At 36.8% G+C, this 17,709-nt stretch carries 16 protein-coding genes; 2 read left to right on the forward strand and 14 right to left on the reverse strand.

The window, feature by feature from the left end:
* Nucleotides 1-40: 40 nt before the first annotated feature.
* The 7 genes from BW951_RS11035 to BW951_RS11065 form a co-directional block, all read right to left on the reverse strand.
* Complete coding sequence (locus BW951_RS11035; protein ID WP_076392756.1) at nucleotides 41-2,698, reverse strand: MGH1-like glycoside hydrolase domain-containing protein; 2,658 nt, start codon at nucleotides 2,696-2,698, stop codon at nucleotides 41-43.
* Between the two features lie 336 nt (nucleotides 2,699-3,034).
* Nucleotides 3,035-3,844, reverse strand: a complete 810-nt coding sequence (locus BW951_RS11040) for a glucose 1-dehydrogenase (RefSeq protein WP_076392758.1) — start codon at nucleotides 3,842-3,844, stop codon at nucleotides 3,035-3,037.
* 148 nt (nucleotides 3,845-3,992) lie between these two features.
* Entirely contained in the window at nucleotides 3,993-4,466 is a 474-nt protein-coding gene (locus BW951_RS11045) for a GNAT family N-acetyltransferase (RefSeq protein WP_076392760.1), read from the reverse strand.
* Between the two features lie 3 nt (nucleotides 4,467-4,469).
* Entirely contained in the window at nucleotides 4,470-5,084 is a 615-nt protein-coding gene (locus tag BW951_RS11050) for a DUF1684 domain-containing protein (protein ID WP_076392762.1), read from the reverse strand.
* A gap of 68 nt (nucleotides 5,085-5,152) precedes the next feature.
* Complete coding sequence (locus BW951_RS11055) at nucleotides 5,153-5,551, reverse strand: hypothetical protein (RefSeq protein WP_076392764.1); 399 nt, start codon at nucleotides 5,549-5,551, stop codon at nucleotides 5,153-5,155.
* An 84-nt stretch (nucleotides 5,552-5,635) separates the two neighbouring features.
* On the reverse strand, nucleotides 5,636-7,141 hold the full coding sequence (gene mqo, locus BW951_RS11060; RefSeq protein ID WP_076392770.1) for a malate dehydrogenase (quinone): 1,506 nt from the start codon (nucleotides 7,139-7,141) through the stop codon (nucleotides 5,636-5,638).
* Nucleotides 7,142-7,510: 369 nt separating this feature from the next.
* Nucleotides 7,511-8,548 carry an NAD(P)H-dependent glycerol-3-phosphate dehydrogenase gene (locus BW951_RS11065; protein WP_076392772.1) on the reverse strand — a complete coding sequence of 346 codons (1,038 nt, stop codon included), beginning with the start codon at nucleotides 8,546-8,548 and terminating at the stop codon, nucleotides 7,511-7,513.
* 228 nt (nucleotides 8,549-8,776) lie between these two features.
* Between BW951_RS11065 and BW951_RS11070 the strand changes: the two genes are divergently transcribed.
* Nucleotides 8,777-9,784, forward strand: a complete 1,008-nt coding sequence (locus tag BW951_RS11070) for a M23 family metallopeptidase (RefSeq protein ID WP_084196416.1) — start codon at nucleotides 8,777-8,779, stop codon at nucleotides 9,782-9,784.
* A 74-nt stretch (nucleotides 9,785-9,858) separates the two neighbouring features.
* Here BW951_RS11070 and BW951_RS11075 read toward each other — a convergent pair whose 3' ends face one another.
* The 4 genes from BW951_RS11075 to BW951_RS11090 all read right to left on the reverse strand — a co-directional run bounded on the left by BW951_RS11075 (nucleotide 9,859) and on the right by BW951_RS11090 (nucleotide 12,621).
* On the reverse strand, nucleotides 9,859-10,509 hold the full coding sequence (locus BW951_RS11075; protein ID WP_076392774.1) for an NAD(P)-dependent oxidoreductase: 651 nt from the start codon (nucleotides 10,507-10,509) through the stop codon (nucleotides 9,859-9,861).
* Nucleotides 10,510-10,568: 59 nt separating this feature from the next.
* Complete coding sequence (locus BW951_RS11080; RefSeq protein ID WP_076392776.1) at nucleotides 10,569-10,979, reverse strand: Rrf2 family transcriptional regulator; 411 nt, start codon at nucleotides 10,977-10,979, stop codon at nucleotides 10,569-10,571.
* A gap of 64 nt (nucleotides 10,980-11,043) precedes the next feature.
* Entirely contained in the window at nucleotides 11,044-11,994 is a 951-nt protein-coding gene (locus BW951_RS11085; RefSeq protein WP_076392778.1) for a hypothetical protein, read from the reverse strand.
* A 189-nt stretch (nucleotides 11,995-12,183) separates the two neighbouring features.
* Nucleotides 12,184-12,621: a BamJ family beta-barrel-assembly machinery protein gene (locus tag BW951_RS11090; RefSeq protein ID WP_076392781.1), complete on the reverse strand. Its 438-nt coding sequence runs from the start codon at nucleotides 12,619-12,621 to the stop codon at nucleotides 12,184-12,186.
* 226 nt (nucleotides 12,622-12,847) lie between these two features.
* Here BW951_RS11090 and BW951_RS11095 point away from each other — a divergent pair, with 226 nt between their 5' ends.
* Nucleotides 12,848-13,849, forward strand: coding sequence for a catalase family protein (locus BW951_RS11095; protein WP_076392783.1), 1,002 nt, complete (start codon nucleotides 12,848-12,850; stop codon nucleotides 13,847-13,849).
* A gap of 883 nt (nucleotides 13,850-14,732) precedes the next feature.
* Here BW951_RS11095 and BW951_RS11100 read toward each other — a convergent pair.
* The 3 genes from BW951_RS11100 to BW951_RS11110 all read right to left on the reverse strand — a co-directional run bounded on the left by BW951_RS11100 (nucleotide 14,733) and on the right by BW951_RS11110 (nucleotide 17,705).
* Nucleotides 14,733-15,779 (reverse strand): TerC/Alx family metal homeostasis membrane protein, encoded by a 1,047-nt coding sequence (locus tag BW951_RS11100; protein WP_076392785.1) that lies wholly within the window; start codon nucleotides 15,777-15,779, stop codon nucleotides 14,733-14,735.
* A 176-nt stretch (nucleotides 15,780-15,955) separates the two neighbouring features.
* Nucleotides 15,956-16,567, reverse strand: a complete 612-nt coding sequence (locus BW951_RS11105; RefSeq protein WP_076392787.1) for a TerD family protein — start codon at nucleotides 16,565-16,567, stop codon at nucleotides 15,956-15,958.
* A gap of 190 nt (nucleotides 16,568-16,757) precedes the next feature.
* Nucleotides 16,758-17,705 carry a hypothetical protein gene (locus BW951_RS11110; RefSeq protein ID WP_084196417.1) on the reverse strand — a complete coding sequence of 316 codons (948 nt, stop codon included), beginning with the start codon at nucleotides 17,703-17,705 and terminating at the stop codon, nucleotides 16,758-16,760.
* Nucleotides 17,706-17,709: the final 4 nt, after the last annotated feature.

The raw sequence follows: 17,709 nt of genomic DNA on the forward strand, positions 1-17,709 counted from the left end.
TTAATACCTGAGAATTGGCGTTAAGTAAGATATTATTGATTTAAAATTCCACATTTTTCGGTGTTTCAGTCTCAGATTCTGCGATATTTTTTCTAGAAAATCTAGGCATCAGAATTTTCGCTATAAGTCCTGTCCAGCCTGTCTGATGCGATGCTCCTACTCCACGACCGGTATCTCCGTGAAAATATTCATAGAATAAAATATAATCTTTAAAATCCAGATCGTTCTGAAATCTGGGATATTGGGAATTAAATGGACGGTTTCCATATTCATCCTTTAAAAATAATGAAGACAGTCTTCTGCTTAAAGCCTCTGCAATTTCGTCAAGATTGGAATAGTTTCCGCTTCCTGTAGGATATTCCACCAAAAAATCGGGACTGTAATAGAAAAAGAAGCGTTGCAGACTTTCAATAATTAAAAAATTAATCGGAAACCAGATCGGACCGCGCCAGTTGCTGTTTCCTCCGAAAAGTCCGCTGTCACTTTCTGCGGGAGTATATTTTACCTTATAATCTGTTCCGTTGAGATTTAGGGTAAACGGATTTTTTTCATATTCTTTTGAAAGCGCACGAACGCCGAATTCGCTTAAAAACTGATCCGGATCGAGCATTCTGCTTAATAATCTCTTTAAACGGTGACCTCTTAAAAGAGAAAGTAAATGTTTGGATTCATCACCTTTTACTTCCCAATGAGAAACCAGAGCAGCCAGTTCAGGTTTATTTTCCAGAACCCACTTCATTCTTTTCTTGAAATTCGGTAGTTTTTCGATCATTTCGTCATCGATAACCTCAACTGCAAACATAGGAATAAGCCCTACAATTGTCCTTAATTTCAGATACATATGATCTCCATCGCTCGAAGCAATGGCATCATAAAAGAATTCGTCTTCTTCATCCCACAAACTGAAACATTCTTCTCCCATGTTATCCAGAGAATTGGCAATTGCCAGAAAATGCTCAAAAAACTTCATCGCCATTTCTTCATACACATTGTTATACAAAGCAAGTTCCAGAGCAATTCTCATCATATTTAAAGCAAACATTGCCATCCAGCTCGTTCCGTCGGACTGTTCCAGATGTTCTCCGTTGGGAAGCGGCATATTCCGGTCGAAAACACCGATGTTGTCGAGACCTAAAAATCCACCTTCGAAAATATTATTTCCGTTGTTGTCTTTTTTATTCACCCACCATGTAAAATTCATCAGAAGTTTCTGAAAAGCACTTTCCAGAAATTGAAGATCAGGATTTCCTTTCAGATATTCATCAATTTTAAAAACCCTGAAAACAGCCCATGCATGAACAGGCGGATTCACATCACTAAAATCCCATTCATAAGCCGGAAGCTGTCCGTTTGGATGCATATACCACTCAAAAAGAAACAGTTTGAGCTGATGTTTTGCAAAATCGGGATCAATTAATGAAAAACTGATGGTATGAAAAGCCAGATCCCAAGTTGCGTACCACGGATATTCCCATTTGTCGGGCATGGAAATAATGTGTTCATTGTTGAGGTGCTTCCATTCAGAATTTCTGATGTGTTCACGGGATTTTGGCGGTGGAACCTGTGAAGGATCTCCTTTCAGCCAACGTTCCACATTGTAATGATAGAACATTTTGTTCCAGAGCATTCCTGCAAAAGCCTGTCGCTGAACCAGTTTTTCGTCTTCTGTTTTTATTCCGCACTGAATGTCTGTATAAAATTCGTCTGCTTCTTTCTGTCTTGAAACGAAAATTTCCTCAAAATCCTGAAAAGGCTGTTTTAAATCCTGATCTGAAAGTCTGAATTCAAAGGTCTTTGTTTCTTTTGGCTTAAAATTCTCGTCGATGAGAAAGGATGCTTTTGTTCCGAAATCTTTTGGGTTTACGGACTGGGAATTTCCGTTGATGATAAAATCGTTGATTCCGTCTTTGGTATATTTTGACTGGTTCTGAGACTGATAAAGTCTTTCATTATTCGTTTCATTATCGCAGAATAATACTTTCTGAGCATTTTTTGCGTATACATTTTTGATTTCTAAATCGTGATGATTAATCGTGATACAATCTGAATTTTCAGAATTCATCTGAGGTTTGTAATCATTATATCCCCAGTTCCATGTATTTCTAAACCAGACTGTAGGCAGAATGATTAACGGAGCTTCTTGTTCTGATTTATTGACGACCGTTAGTTTTACCAGAATATCGTTCTGACTTTCTTTGGCATATTCAATAAAAATATCAAAGTATTCGTTTTGGTCGAAAATCCCGGTATCAATTAATTCGTATTCGGGATCTTCTTTTCCTCTTTCCGCATTGGTTTTTATTAAATCATCGTAGGGAAATGCATTTTGAGGATATTTATACAGCATTTTCATGTAAGAATGCGTAGGCGTGGAATCGAGATAGTAAAAATATTCTTTCACATCTTCACCATGGTTTCCCTGACCGTTTGATAAGCCAAAGAAGCGTTCTTTCACCATTTTATCTTTTTTGTTCCAGAATCCGACTGAAAAAACAAGTTTCTGAAGGTCATCGCAGATGCCGCAGATTCCTTCTTCGCCCCAACGGTAGGTTTTGGCTTCCGCAATGTCGTGATTGGTGTAGTTCCATGCATCACCATTTGCGCTGTAATCTTCGCGAACCAAACCCCATTCTCGGTTGCTGACATAAGGTCCCCATTTTTTCCATGTAACGTTGGACAGTCTTTCTTTTTCTTTCATGCTGTTTTGATAAGTGATGGTTGATTATTGATAAATGATTAAAAATTTTATCGCAAAGTCAGACAAAGCTTTTCTATCTTTTTTTTCTTCTAAATTAAGATAAACAAAGGCGTTTTACTTATTTTTGAAACACTATTTCTTTAAATACTTTATTGACAAGTGAAACGAATTCACCATTCACTATTTACAATTCATTTTCTTTAATAACGTTCATTCATGTTTCGGCTGCAATGCGCTCCGGATTGAACGGTCTGTCTGAGCTCTTTTTGTAAGCTCCGGAAAAAGCAAAGGCACAAAAAAGCGAGTAGTGAAAGCTGGAAATATGCGCCCAAAGAATTATCCTCCTGTTGAAAAGCTTTCGAACGTTGTCATTCCGCCATCTACAAAAATACTGGCTCCGGTAATGTAGTCTGCAAGATCACTTGCCAGAAACGCCGCCATATTTCCGATGTCCTGCGGTTGACCGATTCTGTTATAAGGAATCAGGTCTAATAATGAGTTTAAAGCTTCGGGAGTGTTCCATGCATCTTTGTTGATGGGTGTCTGGATTGCTCCGGGACAGATGGAATTGACACGAATTTTGTCGGCTCCGTATTCCTGCGCCAAAGTCTGCATGAGCATTCTGATCGCGCCTTTGCTTGAAGCATAATTGGCGTGACCTGCCCAAGGAATGATTTCGTGAACGGAACTGATGTGAATGATTTTTCCACAGGCAACGGAACGCGAAGGATCGATACCACGGCGAAGAAATTCTTTAATGGCTTCTCTTGCACATAAAAACTGACCTGTAAGATTGATTCCGATGACAGTATTCCACTGATCGAGTGTCATTTCGGTGAATTTTGAATCTTTCTGAACGCCTGCGTTGTTGATGAGAATATCGACTGTTCCGAATTGTGAAACCACATCCTGAAACATTGTAACGACCTGATCTTCTTTGGAAACATCGCACTGATAGGTTATTCCGTTTCCGCCTGCATCGGTGATTTCTTTTAAAACGGCTTTGGCTTCATCTGACGAATGCTCCGAAGAGTGATTGACAATAACTGTTGCTCCGGCTGAAGCGAGTGATTTTGCAATTCCCGAACCGATTCCGCTGGAAGCTCCTGTAACGACAGCGACCTGATTGTGAAGAGATATTTCCATATTTTATTATTTGATGTTACTCAAATTTAGGTGAAAGTTTCACGCCAAACATGAAAATTCTGAATTAAAAATTTCTTAAAGTTTGATTTTTAAGGATTATGCAAAAACTCTTTTCTATTGAACCGATAATTTTTTCAAAAATTCTGTTTTACAATTTTTTGTACATCAGATATTGTATTCCGCTTCTGCCCATTCTTGTTTTTCCGTCGAATTTGTAGCCGACTTTGAGGTATAATTCGTAAGCGGAACTATTGTTTTGGTTGACTGCAAGAACGATTTCGCTGCAATCTTTGAAGTGTTCCCCAATAAATTCGTCAAGGAGGATCATTGCTGCTTTTCCAATTCCTTTTCCCTGCGATTCAGGATTTATGGAAAGGGAGCGCAATAATGTAGAATTCTGATTGTCTGTAAGGTCTAATTTATCATTTCCGAAATCCAGCACAAAAAAACCGGCAGGATGATGATTTTCCAGAATGGTGATGGGAAAAGCAAGGGTGTCGCTCCGCTCTTCAATTTTCTGTAATGCCTGTTCTGCAGTTGCGGTGTATTGTGACTGCAGTTCGTCCAAAATATAGCTTACTCCGGGAAAATCTTTCGGTTCGTAAAATTTTAATTTTACCATAATTTAATGATGATAAATATCTTCATACATTACTCCTGCCCGAATTTCAACCGGAAGTTTATTTTCTTCGGGAACAACGGGACAGTTGTAATCATAAGCGTTGTAGGCACAGTAAGGGTGATACGATTTATTAAAATCCAGAATAATGGTTTTTCCTTTTGGGATCGTTAAATCGAGATATTTTCCACCTCCGTATGTTTCTTTTTCATTGGTGGTATCACGGAAAGGCAGAAATAAATGTTCTTTGTATTTTTTCTGTTTGATTAAGTCTAAGCTTTGATACAGCGTTAATGTATATGATTTTCCGTCTAACTGAAATGTTGCTTTTCCATATTCTCTGTAAGGTTTTGTTTTGCCTGAAGAGGTGGGAAGATCAAAAGGTTCTGCATTTTCTGTTTTCTCGAATTTTGCGGTAACTCTGTATTTTAAATTGATCGGAAAGAAAGGATGCTGTTTGAAATTTTTAAAATTATCGCCGCGTAAAGGTGTTTCTTTCGGGTTTAAATATTCTGCATTCAGTTCTTTCTGAAATTTTTTAATTTCGGATTCTTCTTTTGATAATTTTTGAGAAAATATCAGGAGTGGAAAAAGTAAAAAAATGAATATGTATTTTTTCATGAATTTAAAACTATGGTTTATGACGAATATTTTATACTGAGAATAAGCTATTCAGCAGATCATTTTCATTAAGATTCTGAAATTTTCACGCGGTAAATGTCTGATGAATTTCTTTTGATGGATTCTACAAAAAATCCGCCTTCTTCCGGAATAACTTCTTTTAAATCAAAGCTTTTACAGTCTTTCGGCAACCCTGAAAACACCAAGGTGAACCAAAAATCTTTCATAAACGGAACGGGAGTCCAGTTGGGATAAATGGTAATGTTTTCCGCATGAATTAGTTTGCTCTGATGTTCCGACTGATTATCAAAAAGATAGGTTGACTGCCATATTCTTATGAGGTTTCCAAAAAAGGGTGATGCCGGAAAACAGCAATGCACAATAACCTGCTGTTCCTCCTCAAATTTGGTTTGAAGGGATTCTAATAATTCTTTCACGATCACAGGTTTTATAAGTGTTTCTGACATAATTTCTTTGTGAGAAGTGAATAGTCAATTGTTTGTAATTTAATACTTTAATTTAAAAAACTGACTATTCAGCGCTCACTTTTTTTAATATTCGAGTTGTAATTTTTCTTTTGAATAATTTCTCACTTTTTCCGTAAGCTCAGGATGATCTGCCAGTTTTTGCCCATAAGAAGGAACCATTTCCAGTAGTTTTTCTTTCCATTCGCCATGAAGTTTTTCGGGGAAGCATTTTTCAAGCACGTTCAGCATTGCATACACTGCTGTTGACGCTCCGGGAGAAGCTCCCAACAGAGAAGCAATTGTTCCTTTTTTATTCACTACTACTTCGGTTCCGAATTCCAGTTTTCCACCATGTTTTTCATCTTTTTTAATGATCTGAACTCTTTGTCCGGCAACTTTCAGTTCCCAGTCCTCTTCTTTGGCATCTTTAATAAATTCTCTCAAATGCTGAATTCTCTGGGACTTCGTCATGGCGACCTGCTGAACCAGATATTTGGTTAAAGGAATATTATGCCACCAAGCTCCGAAAAGCGATCTTAAATTTTTAGTATTCACACTTTCAGGTAAATCCAGATAGCTTCCTTCTTTTAAAAATTTAGTTGAAAATCCGGCAAAAGGTCCGAAAAGCAAAGCTTTCTGTCCGTCGATTATTCTTAAATCCAAATGTGGAACCGACATTGGCGGTGCATCCACAGTTGCCTGTGTATACACTTTTGCCTGATGTTTTTCCACCAATTCCTGATTATGAGTTACCAGCCATTGTCCGGAAACCGGAAAACCTCCGTATCCTTCGCTTTCTTTGATGTCTGAACTGTCTAATAACGGCAAAGCGTAACCTCCTGCTCCGATGAATACGAAATCGGCTTCCACTTCCTGTTTGTGGCTGTGAATTCTGTCTTTCACTTTCATTTCCCAGGTTCCGTCTTCTTTCGGATCGATGTCTTTTACTTCATGGTACAGGAAAACTTCAACATTTGAATCTTCCAGCAAATGTCTTCCCATTTTTCTGGTGAGCGTTCCGAAATTAACATCAGTTCCCAGATCCATTTTGGTTGCCGCCATTACTTCCGACTGATTTCTTTTGCTCATTACCAGAGGAATCCATTCTCTTAGTTTGTCGTGATCGGTTGAAAATTCCATTCCTTTAAAGAGAATGGATTCTGACATTTTCTCATGACGTTTTTTAAGATATTCCGCATCTTTTTCTCCAAAAACGAGACTCATGTGCGGACAGGAATTAATGAAATCCTTCGGTTCGCTGATGTAACCTTTTGTAATTAAATAAGACCAGAACTGTTTTGAAATTTCAAACTGTTCGGCGATGCTTTCTGCCTTTGAAATATCAATTGTTCCGTCGGGTTTCTCAGTGGTATAATTGAGCTCACAAAATGCTGAGTGACCTGTTCCTGCATTATTCCAGGCTGCTGTACTTTCTTTGGCAAACCGTCCCAGTCTTTCGAAAATAGCTATTTCGAGCTCAGGATCAAATTCGTGTAATAAGGTAGCTAAAGTGGCACTCATAATTCCGCCACCTATTAGAACAACGTCGTATTTTGGTTTCGGCGTTCTGCTTGTAAGCGATTGTGACATAATTTAAATTTTATTACTTCAAAGTTCGGGAAAAGTTTCTTAAAATAGGGTTCGGTGAAACGATTTTAATATGGGTTTTATCAAAAAAATTAATTTACAGAATCTGTCGGATTATTGAGCTGTTTTAAAATCTGTGATGCTGAAATGCTGATTATTGCCTTGCGTTTTTATGATCCGACAACTTTATAGTCGTGATTGAGCGGCATGTCTGAGCTCTTTTTAGGTTTTCGGCGGTGGCAAAGCCGCCGCCGAAAACCTAAAAAAGCGAGTAGCGAAAGCAGGAAACAGTTCTCAATAAAAAAGAATTCTAAACATAAAAAAACACCAGAAAAAGACTTCTGATGTTTTTGTGTTATTTAAAATTGAAAATTAATCGAGTTTTGCGGTGAGTTTTTTAAACTGTTTTTCTGCATTTTTTCCTTCATACAGAATTCCATAGATCGTATCTACAATCGGAAGTTTCAGCCCTTTTTCCTTTGACGTTTTATAAATAGAATTCGCGGCATAATATCCTTCTGCAATCATGTTCATCGACTGGATTGCTGATTTTACGGTATATCCTTTTCCTATAAGATTTCCCAAATTTCTGTTTCTGGAGAATAATGAATACGCGGTAACCAGTAAATCTCCCAGATAAGCACTTTCGTTAACATCTCTCGGCGCTTCGTAAATTGCTTCCAGAAAAGTTTCCATTTCACGGATCGCATTGGAAACGAAAACCGCGGTAAAGTTGTCTCCATATCCTAAACCACTCGCAATTCCGGCTCCGATAGCGAAAATATTTTTAAGAATCGCACTGTATTCGTTTCCTAAAATATCTTTGCTGGAGTGCATTTTAATAAAATCTGAATTGAAAATATCCACCAGTTTCTGTGAAACTTCATCTTCTACGGTTGCAACGGTAAGATAGGACAGTCTTTCCATCGCTACTTCTTCTGCGTGACAAGGTCCTGCAATCACTGCCTGATTCCTGAAACCTATTTTAAATTCGTCTCTTAAATAATGTGCTACGACATCATTTACCTTCGGAATAATTCCTTTAATGGCAGAAACGAATATTTTATTCTGATAATCACAGGTCATTTTCTCCAGCGTATCGGAAAGATAGATCGACGGCGTTGCCAAAACAATAATTTCACAGGCAGAAACCAGCTCATTGACATCTGTGGTAAGATTTAAATTTTTAAGATTGAAATTAACTGCCGTAAGATAAGTCGGGTTATGACCTCTCTGTTCGATCGCTCCTTTTACGTACTCATTTCTTACGCACCAATGTACAACTTTGCAGTTCTCTACAAGCATTTTCACAATAGCAGTCGCAAAACTTCCACTTCCGACTACTCCTACCGCAACATCATTTTTGCTTTTCTTCGGGTTCGATTCTATATTTGTTTTCTTTTTTGCCATAATAGAAATGTGAACTGCAAATATATTAAAACAAAGACGGAAAGAAGGATTTTCGGAGCATGATAAAAACCAAATTTAGACAAAATTAACACTTCAACACAATTAAATATCTAATCGACCGTTAATTACAGAAAAAACTAAAGTTTTGTTAAAAATAAGCCTGAAAGTTTATTTTTAATTAAATTTGCAGGCTTAAAACCGTTTTGTAATTATACTAAGAGAAGAAAAATGAAGAAATTTCTAAGCAGTAAAAAGAACATAAATGTGCTTTTAGGAGGACTTTTATTAGTAGTTTTTGCGCAAGGTATTTTCATTGCGAAGTTGTATTCGGAAAAAGACAACAAAAATTATGAAGTAAACCTTGTAAAAATAAACACTGAAAAAGACAGTGTAGATTATCTGAAAATGAAAACTGATCTTACATTGGTGGATCAAACCGTAGCGGAGCTGAATTCTTTCCTTAAATCTAAGGATGTTCCCAACGAGAAAGTTACTATTCTGAGCAAAGACAGTATCTCTAACTCTATTTATCTGGCAAAACAGGCAAACCGATACAGCCAGTACCTGATGAATCTTCAGAAAAAGTTACTGGAAGTTCCTTTGGGAATGCCTACTGAAGGTTATATTTCGTCTAATTTCGGAGTGAGAAAAAATCCTATTCCTTTTAAAACCGTTTTAGCCTCCGTAAAAAGCAGTGCTGCAAAACCTGCTGCCGTTGCAGCCGCAGCTCCGGAAGTAAAAGCTGAACCCGTGGAAAAAATTATAGAAGTAACAGACAGCTACGGAAACAAAAGAGAAGTAAAGGTAATGGTAACACCAAAAACGACTTCTGCAGCTCCCGCTCCGGCTTCGTCAGTAAAATCTGTTGCAGCCGGATCTGAAAAGCCTGCCGAGAAAAACAATGCGCCTGCAGAAGCAGACCAGATGCAGTTTCATAAAGGACTTGATATTGCCGTTGCTTACGGATCGGATGTCGTGGCAACTGCAGCCGGAACGGTTATTTTTTCCGGACAGAAAGGAGGATATGGAAACTGTGTGATCGTTTCTCACGGAAACGGACTGGCAACTCTTTACGGACATTTGTCGCAGTTGGTCGCTAAAGTAAACGATAAAGTGAAAGTAGGACAGGTTATCGCCAAATCCGGAAATTCGGGTCGTTCTACAGGACCTCACCTTCATTATGAGGTACATAAGAATAATACTCCGGTAAATCCGAAGTTGTTTATGAATCTTTAAAGTGAGAGTTAAAATATAGAGTTTCGGCGGCACCAAAGGTGCCGCCGAAACTTTTAAAACATATCTTAAAAAAATTAGTAGGCTGCTGTAAAACGCTCTCTGATGTGGTTATTCTGTTCCAGTTCATCTACTAAAACTACCGCTACATCTTCTACGGAAAGAACACTTCTTCCGTTTTCATCGAAAACAGGATTTTCCAGAGCAGTTCTGTATTTTCCGGTTCTTACGCCTGCTGTTCCCTGATGCATTTCTATTGCGGGACTGAAAAATGTCCAGTCTAAGGTTTCATTTTCTTTAATTTTGTTTAAATAATCTCTTGCCGCAGTTGCTCCCGGTTTTATCTCTGCAGGAAAATCTGATCCGTCTACCAGTTGTTTTCCATCAATGTAAAGACTTCCTGCTCCTCCAACAGTAATAAATCTTTTTACGCCGGATTGTTCAACTGCTTTTTCAATATTAACGGAACCATTCAGAAAGTCATCATAGAGATTAGGATTGGTCCATCCTGCGTTAAAAGCACTGATTACGGCGTCATTTCCTTTTAAAGCTTCTGATAATTCATCTACATTGTTTACATCAACACTTTTAGCCGTTACTTTTTCGTTCTGCTCTACTTTTGAAGCATTTCTTACAATAGCTTCTACCTGATATCCTCTGTTGGATAATTCATTTACAACCTGAGTTCCTACAAAACCTGTTGCCCCTATTACTGCTACTTTTTTCATACTGTTTATTTTTTATATTTAATTGTAATAATTTTTGTTACATTTTTAAGCAAAAAATTTTATTTAAACTTTTCGCTAAATTGTTTTAAGGATTTATTTCCTAAAAAATCTAAAACCAACTGATCGGTTTCTGAAAACAAATTTTTAAGATGATTATTAATTTCTTTTCCGACCGGGCAAACCGGATTGGGATTATTGTTTTTCTTTCCTAAAACTTCGGTGTTCTTCACAGCCAGATAGATTTCAGAAATTCGTATGGAATCTGCACTTTTTGCCAGCTGACTCCCTCCTTCTTTTCCCTGTCTGCTTGTAATTAAACCCGCTTCTCTTAACACACCAAGCTCTTTACGAACAATCACAGGATTGATATTGATGCTTCCTGCAATCCATTCTGAGGTAAGCCAGTCCTGCGGACTTTCCGTCAATAAAGTCATGATATGTATTGCCGTGGCAAATCTTGTGTTGTTCATTATAATTACTCAGCAAAGATATACAATTTTTTAATGTAACAAAAAATATTACAATTAAAATTTATTAAAGAATCAGACGATCCAGATCCAGAAGCAGATAATTGATATTCTGATTGATGGTTCTGGTTGCCGACTGCATCTGGTTAAGCATTGCGGCACGGTTATGAAGATCATCTGAACGGTAAAATCCTCCGTCACTGAAAATAACAGATTCGTCTGCACGCTTTTTATCATCATCAAACTGATAATGAAGCCAGCGCTCTTTCATACTCGAAATAATAGACTGCTGCTCTCTGTTGGAAAATTTTTTCTCGGTGTACATATACCAGATAAACGGCGGAAAGTTAGGTGACTGTAATTTGCCGTTCCATACATCTCTTAGCAGATTTCTCTGATGGATAAATTCTACTTTTTTACCTTTCGGATTTAAAGTTGCCAAACCAAATCCTGCTCCCAAAACTCCTCCTCCGATATCTATGGCATTACTCCATGAATTATCCTTTACAATTCCTCCCGCTACCGAAGCTGCGGCTCCTGTTACAATTGACAGCAGAATAAGTTTATTGTTTCTGGAATCGTTTAGATTATCCACATAATTTCCGATCTGTGCTACTCTTTCGCCTTCACAGTCGAATTCTGCCGCAACCGCATCAAGTTCGGTTAAAGCAATGGTTATTTTGCTGTTGATTTTGGATTTTAGCTGTAAAACTTTTACCTGAGACTCCAGAGAAGTGTCTTTTTTAAGCTCCATGATCTCATGAACTTCATCCAGATTATCTAAAGCATTCAGAATCAAAATACTCTGATCCGAAAATTTATCTCTTAATTCTTTATTGGCATTAATAATAGAATCTGAATTATAGGAAGGCAGTTTATTACCGTAATTGTATTTGAAAGGCGCTTTACAATAGCTGTCTCTGAGGGTAAGAATATTTTGTCTGATTGCCTGATTTTTCCTTGATACACAGGAAGTAAGCAACATGCTGAATGCTACAAAGTAAATTATCTTCTTCATTGATCGATGTTTTCTGTGATTCGGGATTCTTATACATCTGTAAGCTACAAACCTGTAGAAAATTTTATAAGAATTATATTATTTCAAATTCAAACCAAATATTTGTTTTAAGTAATTTGAAAGTTAAAATTACGCAAATAAAAAAATTTACCCGAATAACAGGTAAATTTTTAAGCTATTTTTAATAAATTACTTCTTGATATCCAGCAATTCTACTTCGAAAATAAGCGTAGAATTCGGACCGATCTCTTTGCTGATCTGCTGATCTCCATAAGCCAGATGCGGAGGAAGAATTAATCTCCACTTGCTTCCTACAGGCATCAGTTGAAGTGCTTCCGTCCATCCTTTAATTACTTTATTTAATGGAAATGAAGCCGGAGTTCCTCTTTTTACAGAACTGTCGAAAACTTTTCCGGTGATAGTTGTTCCGTGATAATGGCATTTTACGGTAGATCTAGGACCCGGTTTTTCGCCTTCGCCTTCCGTAATGATTTCATACTGCAATCCGCTCGGCAATTCTACAACGCTTTCTCTCTTGCCATATTCTGCCATATATTCCTGACCGTCTTTCAGGTTTTTTTCTGCCAATTCTTTTTTACGTTTAAATAACATATCTGCTACTCCCATAATTGATAATTTTTGCAAAGATAGTTCTTTGTGCCGGAAGATGATAGCCGGAAGATGGAAGTTTTTTAATCATAGAAAATTTTCAAAACATATAAATCATTAGTTTTCAATTTATTAAATTTCATTTTTTTTGCATCTTTAAGTCAGCTTAAAAAATTCAAGTATCATTAATATTCTGTTAATAGGATTTCCGAAACTTGGCGTTATAATTGGACTTAAAAACTAAATGCCCAATCCATTACCATATAAAAAGGAATACGACAGACTGACTGATGAAGAGAAGCAGCTTCTGGAAATCAATAAAAAAAGCATTACGGATTTTGTTGAGCAGTCGCCTTCCGTGAGTGATGTTCATTACGCAACGAGAAATGCTCATGCTAAAACATACGCTGTTACGAAAGGAACTTTTCTGATTGATAAAAACATTCCCGAAGAACTGAAACCGTATTTCGATAAAGAAAAATATGATCTGATCATCCGTCTCTCCAACGCCCATTTAAAAGTAATGAAGGGAAAAAGAGATGTTCCTGCCTATGGTTTTGCCGTGAAAATTAATGATGAGAAAGGAAACGTGATTGCCAATTTCCCTTTGGTGAATTTTCCGTTGTTTCCGATTAATTCGGTGAGTACATTTTTAAAATTATTTACATCCGTTAATCGTTTTTTTGTAAAAAAATGGAGTTCTTTTTCTTTACTGATGCAGATTTTAAAAGTCATTCCATCAACTGTTACGGCTTCATTCGTTAAAAATATATTCAGAATCTGGAGGAAGAGAAATGATTTTTTTCTTTCATTTGATTTTCATTCTGTCGGTGTGTACAGACTGGGAGATTATATGATGAAAATTAAAATCAAACCGCAATCTGTCAACAAACATTTTGGGAAGAAATTAAAGGTAAAAAATGCTGTGGAACGTTATCTGAAAGAAGAAAATTTCACGGCAGATGTTCTTATTCAGCTTTGCTATGACCTGAAAGATCAGCCTGTAAATAAACTTAATGTTGAATGGAAAAATTCGCCCTATATTAAAATCGGAGAAGTGAAAATTGAAAAAAACAATCTTCTGAATGCAAATTCCTGCGACAGTGAGCTGCTTTCTTTTAATCCTTTTGAAAGTAAGATTTTCTTTCAGCCCGTCGGAAAAATTCAAAAGCTCCGCGATGAAGCGTATAAGGTTTCTGTACAGACGAGGCGGAAAATCAATAAGCTGTTGAAATATAACAAATAATGAAAAGTGAATGGTAAATTTTGCTTTGCAAGTGAATGGTTATTTTTTTAGTTTAGTGTTTAATGTTCAAAGTTTACTGCCAGTAGTTGTTTGACGTAGGGGAAATCTATTTAGTTTTTGACGCAATGTTCGCTAGGTTTTGCTTTACATTGTAGTGGGTATTTTTTGTTCGCAAGGGCGCTTCACTCAGCAAATGATAGCAATTTATTGAATTAGAAGATAATTTGGCTCTTGATTTTAGGATAAATCTATTTTGATTGATTTTAACGCAATGTTCACCAGGTTTTGCTTTACATTGTATTAGGTATTTTTTGTTTGCAACGGTGCTTCACTCAGCAAATGATAGCTATTTATTGAATTAGGAGATAATTTGGCTCTTTGATTTTAGGAGAAATCTATTTTATTTAATTTCTAACGCAATGTTCGCTAGGTTTTGTTTTGCATTGTAGTGAGTATTTTTTGTTCGCAACGGCGCTTCACTCAGCAAATGATAGCTAGGTTTTGTTTTACATTTTAGCGAGTATTTTTTTGTTCCCAAGAGGGCTTCGCTCAGCAAATGATAATTATGAAAGTGAAACGCAGGATTTGTCATTGCGTAAGTTAGTTCGAATATTTACGCAATTTATTTAACTCTGTTGAGATTTCTAAAGGATGACAAACTGTACTGGCTAATTCAAATATTGAAAAACAGACTAATTCCATAGCCGCGATTGAAGCAATTGTTTGAGCTCATTTTTAAGCTTTTTGGCGGCGCGGCTTTGCCGCGCCGCCAAAAAGCTTAAAAATAGCAAGTGCGGAAAGCGCGAAACAGCTCCCAAAAATAAAATAATAAAAAGGCTCTACAAATTGTGTAAAGCCTTTCTATTTTTAATAAGAACTGATCTTATTCTTCAATTTTCTCTTTGTCTTCGTCATCTTTTTTATCGGGGAAAATCAGGGATAAAATCACTGAAATTACCAAAACTCCTCCAACGATTCCCAAAGAAACCGGAGACGGAATATGAATCCATGGTGCAATCAGCATTTTCACTCCGATGAACGATAAAATAACTGCCAAACCGTAAGGCAATTTGCTGAACATATGAATGAAATTTGCCAACAGGAAATACAATGATCTTAATCCTAAAATTGCGAAAATATTCGATGTGTAAAGGATAAACGGATCATTGGAAATCGCGAAGATTGCCGGAATGGAATCCACTGCAAAAAGTACGTCTGTAAATTCAATTACGGCGACAACAACCAAAAGCGGTGTTGCCATTTTTATTCCGTTCTGTACCGTGAAGAATTTGTCGCCCACGTAATTGTCTGAAACTTTCCAGAATCTCTTAATCAGTCGTGCTCCTGCGGTATTGCTGTAATCTTCTTCGTCATCATCGTCTCCGTCGCCCCACGATTTTATTCCTGCATACACAAGGAACAAACCGAATAAAGTCATTACAATATTGATTTTTACCGGATGTCCGAAAATATTCATTTCAGGAAGGTAAGTAAGGTTGATTAATCCAACGCCCGCAAAAATAAAGATCGCCCTGAAAATCAATGCTCCGATAATTCCCCAGAAAAGAACTTTGTGATGGAGGTATTTCGGAACTTTAAAGAACCCGAAAACCAGAATGAATACAAATAAGTTATCCACCGAAAGTGCCTTCTCAATCCAGTAAGCCGCCTGATACTGCGTGAATTTCTCTACTGCCAAAGCATGACTTTCGGGACTTCCGTCTGTATTGAAAACCCAATAAACCACGCCGGAGAATACCATAGACAGCGAGATCCATACGATTGACCAGATTGTAGCTTCCTTGGAAGAAACTTCATGACTTTTTTTGTTGAAAACTCCTAAATCCAGAAGCAACATGATAACTACTGTTATCGCAAATCCCCAAACCAGACCGGGATGAAGATCTAAAATACCTTGATGTTTGTCCACTTTTAAATGTGCTTATTATACGATAAAAGCAATATTTGTACGGGTACAAGTATTGCTAAATTTTATTTTTATTTTAAAATTTCATTCAACAGTTAATAAGTTTTGGCTAAAGCCGGATTGGAAACCTATTTTTAATGCAAACGGGCTAAAGCCCGTTTCTATTGAATATTAATATTTTACAAATATTTCTGTTTTACAGTTTCTATTGTTTCCTGTAATTTTCTGTCTGCTGTAGGATCTCCGATCGCGTTGAACTTCCATTCTCCGTTTCTTTTGTAGAAAACGCCCATTACCATGGCAACATGACCTTTGAAAGAAGCATCATTCGCAATATCATATTTTGCAAAAACTTCTCTTACGTTGGTTGGCGTTCCTTCATAAATTCTGATGGATGCGAAAGGAATAGTACCGAAATCCTGACCTTTATAACTGTTCAGAACCAAAGCAACGTGCTCTACATTAGAATCCAGATTGCTGAAATCCACAGTAATCACCTCATTGTCAAGACCGTCATCTCCATTTACATCTCCTGTTAAATCGTCTCCGCTGTGTCTTACCGAACCGTTTTTGGATTTTAAGTTTCCGAAATAGATTACTTCAGTCGCGTTTTTATTGGAATCGTATAAAATACAGCTTCCATCCAAATCTACCGCTTCTTTTGTAACGCCTCCGAAGAATCCTTTCTTCTCGATTGCTCCCCAGTTGATTCCCACACAAGCCTGTGTAAGAGTGGTTCCGTTTTCCTTCGTTAGGTTTATTCTTTGACCCTTTTGTAAGTTAATAGCCATTGTTATATTTTGTTTTAGTTCTAATTTTAATTTTTTTTTGCTGCGCTTAGTTTAAACGCAAAGACTCGCAAAGTTTTTTTAAATTTATTCTGCATATTTTGTTCGCAAAGGGCGTTTCACTCAGCAAATGATAGCAGTACAGTGAAAAAGTTTGTAAAGAATTGAATTTATTAAAACTTTTTACTTTTTACTAATTATTTAAATTTAAATTCAGCATTGCACGAAGAATATTGGTTTCTTCATTGATGTCGAACATTTTACTCATAACGTCGGTATTTTCAAGATTTTTAAGATAATCTTTCAATACTGAAATCACCTGCTCCGGTAATGTTTTTTTCCTTTCGTTCATTGTCTCTTCCAATTGTTCGTTTTTTCTTTTTAACTGATAAACAATTGTTCCCTGATTCGATTCATTGGGCATTGTATCTAGTTTTTCCAGTTTTTTAGGATCAATTAAATACATTTTTCTGCCTTCGATATCAAAAATGAAGTGATCGTCGGACTGGAAGATTTTAAATAATTCATATTCGTTTCCCGTGATGACGTATCCGCATACAAAACGAACTTTAAAGTTCTGAATATTAAGCCTTCCCAGTAATTTCCTTTCAATCTGATAATCCTGATACTGATAAGCGGGAAAAGAACCGGATTTCAGCAATTCTTCATCAACATTCGAACGGTAGAATTCTGCCGCATATTTTTTGTAGAAATACAAAACATTATCCCAGTTTGCCCGAAATTTATCTTCCGTAAGATCATTATACAGGCTTTTCAGCTGATTGGAAAAGATACCGCTGTACATTTTACGGTCTGTTTCGAAACCGTCTACCCGCTTTTCTTCAAAACCGGAAATGTATTTGCTGTTAACATCAATTTCATTAAGCACCGCCAACATCTCATTTTCCTTCTGCCTTTTAATTTTGGTTAAAAGTTCAATAAGACTGTCGGTATACTGAAGATGAAAAAGTTCCAGTTTGCTGTAATCGAGTCCTTTATTTTCCTGAAAAAGATTATGGATAATATCCGTCTTAATGTAGATCGAAATTATATCAACATTTTCAAAAAAATTCGCGAGAAGTTTAAGTTTGGTTAATCTTCTTTTGCTTTGCGACAATATGTTTACAGCATCATCATTCACTTTT

The sequence above is a fragment of the Chryseobacterium gambrini genome (genome assembly GCF_900156825.1).
Lineage (GTDB): Bacteria > Bacteroidota > Bacteroidia > Flavobacteriales > Weeksellaceae > Chryseobacterium > Chryseobacterium gambrini.

Bases quoted from the DNA above. Each gene is read 5' to 3' on its own strand.
- BW951_RS11090 (WP_076392781.1), bottom strand. From the start codon at position 12,621: ATGGGAGTAGCAGATATGTTATTTAAACGTAAAAAAGAATTGGCAGAA.
- BW951_RS11040 (WP_076392758.1), bottom strand. From the start codon at position 3,844: ATGGAAATATCTCTTCACAATCAGGTCGCTGTCGTTACAGGAGCTTCC.
- BW951_RS11105 (WP_076392787.1), bottom strand. From the start codon at position 16,567: ATGGCTATTAACTTACAAAAGGGTCAAAGAATAAACCTAACGAAGGAA.
- BW951_RS11070 (WP_084196416.1), top strand. From the start codon at position 8,777: ATGAAGAAATTTCTAAGCAGTAAAAAGAACATAAATGTGCTTTTAGGA.
- BW951_RS11045 (WP_076392760.1), bottom strand. From the start codon at position 4,466: ATGGTAAAATTAAAATTTTACGAACCGAAAGATTTTCCCGGAGTAAGC.
- BW951_RS11055 (WP_076392764.1), bottom strand. From the start codon at position 5,551: ATGTCAGAAACACTTATAAAACCTGTGATCGTGAAAGAATTATTAGAA.
- BW951_RS11085 (WP_076392778.1), bottom strand. From the start codon at position 11,994: ATGAAGAAGATAATTTACTTTGTAGCATTCAGCATGTTGCTTACTTCC.
- BW951_RS11065 (WP_076392772.1), bottom strand. From the start codon at position 8,548: ATGGCAAAAAAGAAAACAAATATAGAATCGAACCCGAAGAAAAGCAAA.
- mqo (WP_076392770.1), bottom strand. From the start codon at position 7,141: ATGTCACAATCGCTTACAAGCAGAACGCCGAAACCAAAATACGACGTT.
- BW951_RS11080 (WP_076392776.1), bottom strand. From the start codon at position 10,979: ATGAACAACACAAGATTTGCCACGGCAATACATATCATGACTTTATTG.
- BW951_RS11075 (WP_076392774.1), bottom strand. From the start codon at position 10,509: ATGAAAAAAGTAGCAGTAATAGGGGCAACAGGTTTTGTAGGAACTCAG.
- BW951_RS11095 (WP_076392783.1), top strand. From the start codon at position 12,848: ATGCCCAATCCATTACCATATAAAAAGGAATACGACAGACTGACTGAT.
- BW951_RS11035 (WP_076392756.1), bottom strand. From the start codon at position 2,698: ATGAAAGAAAAAGAAAGACTGTCCAACGTTACATGGAAAAAATGGGGA.
- BW951_RS11050 (WP_076392762.1), bottom strand. From the start codon at position 5,084: ATGAAAAAATACATATTCATTTTTTTACTTTTTCCACTCCTGATATTT.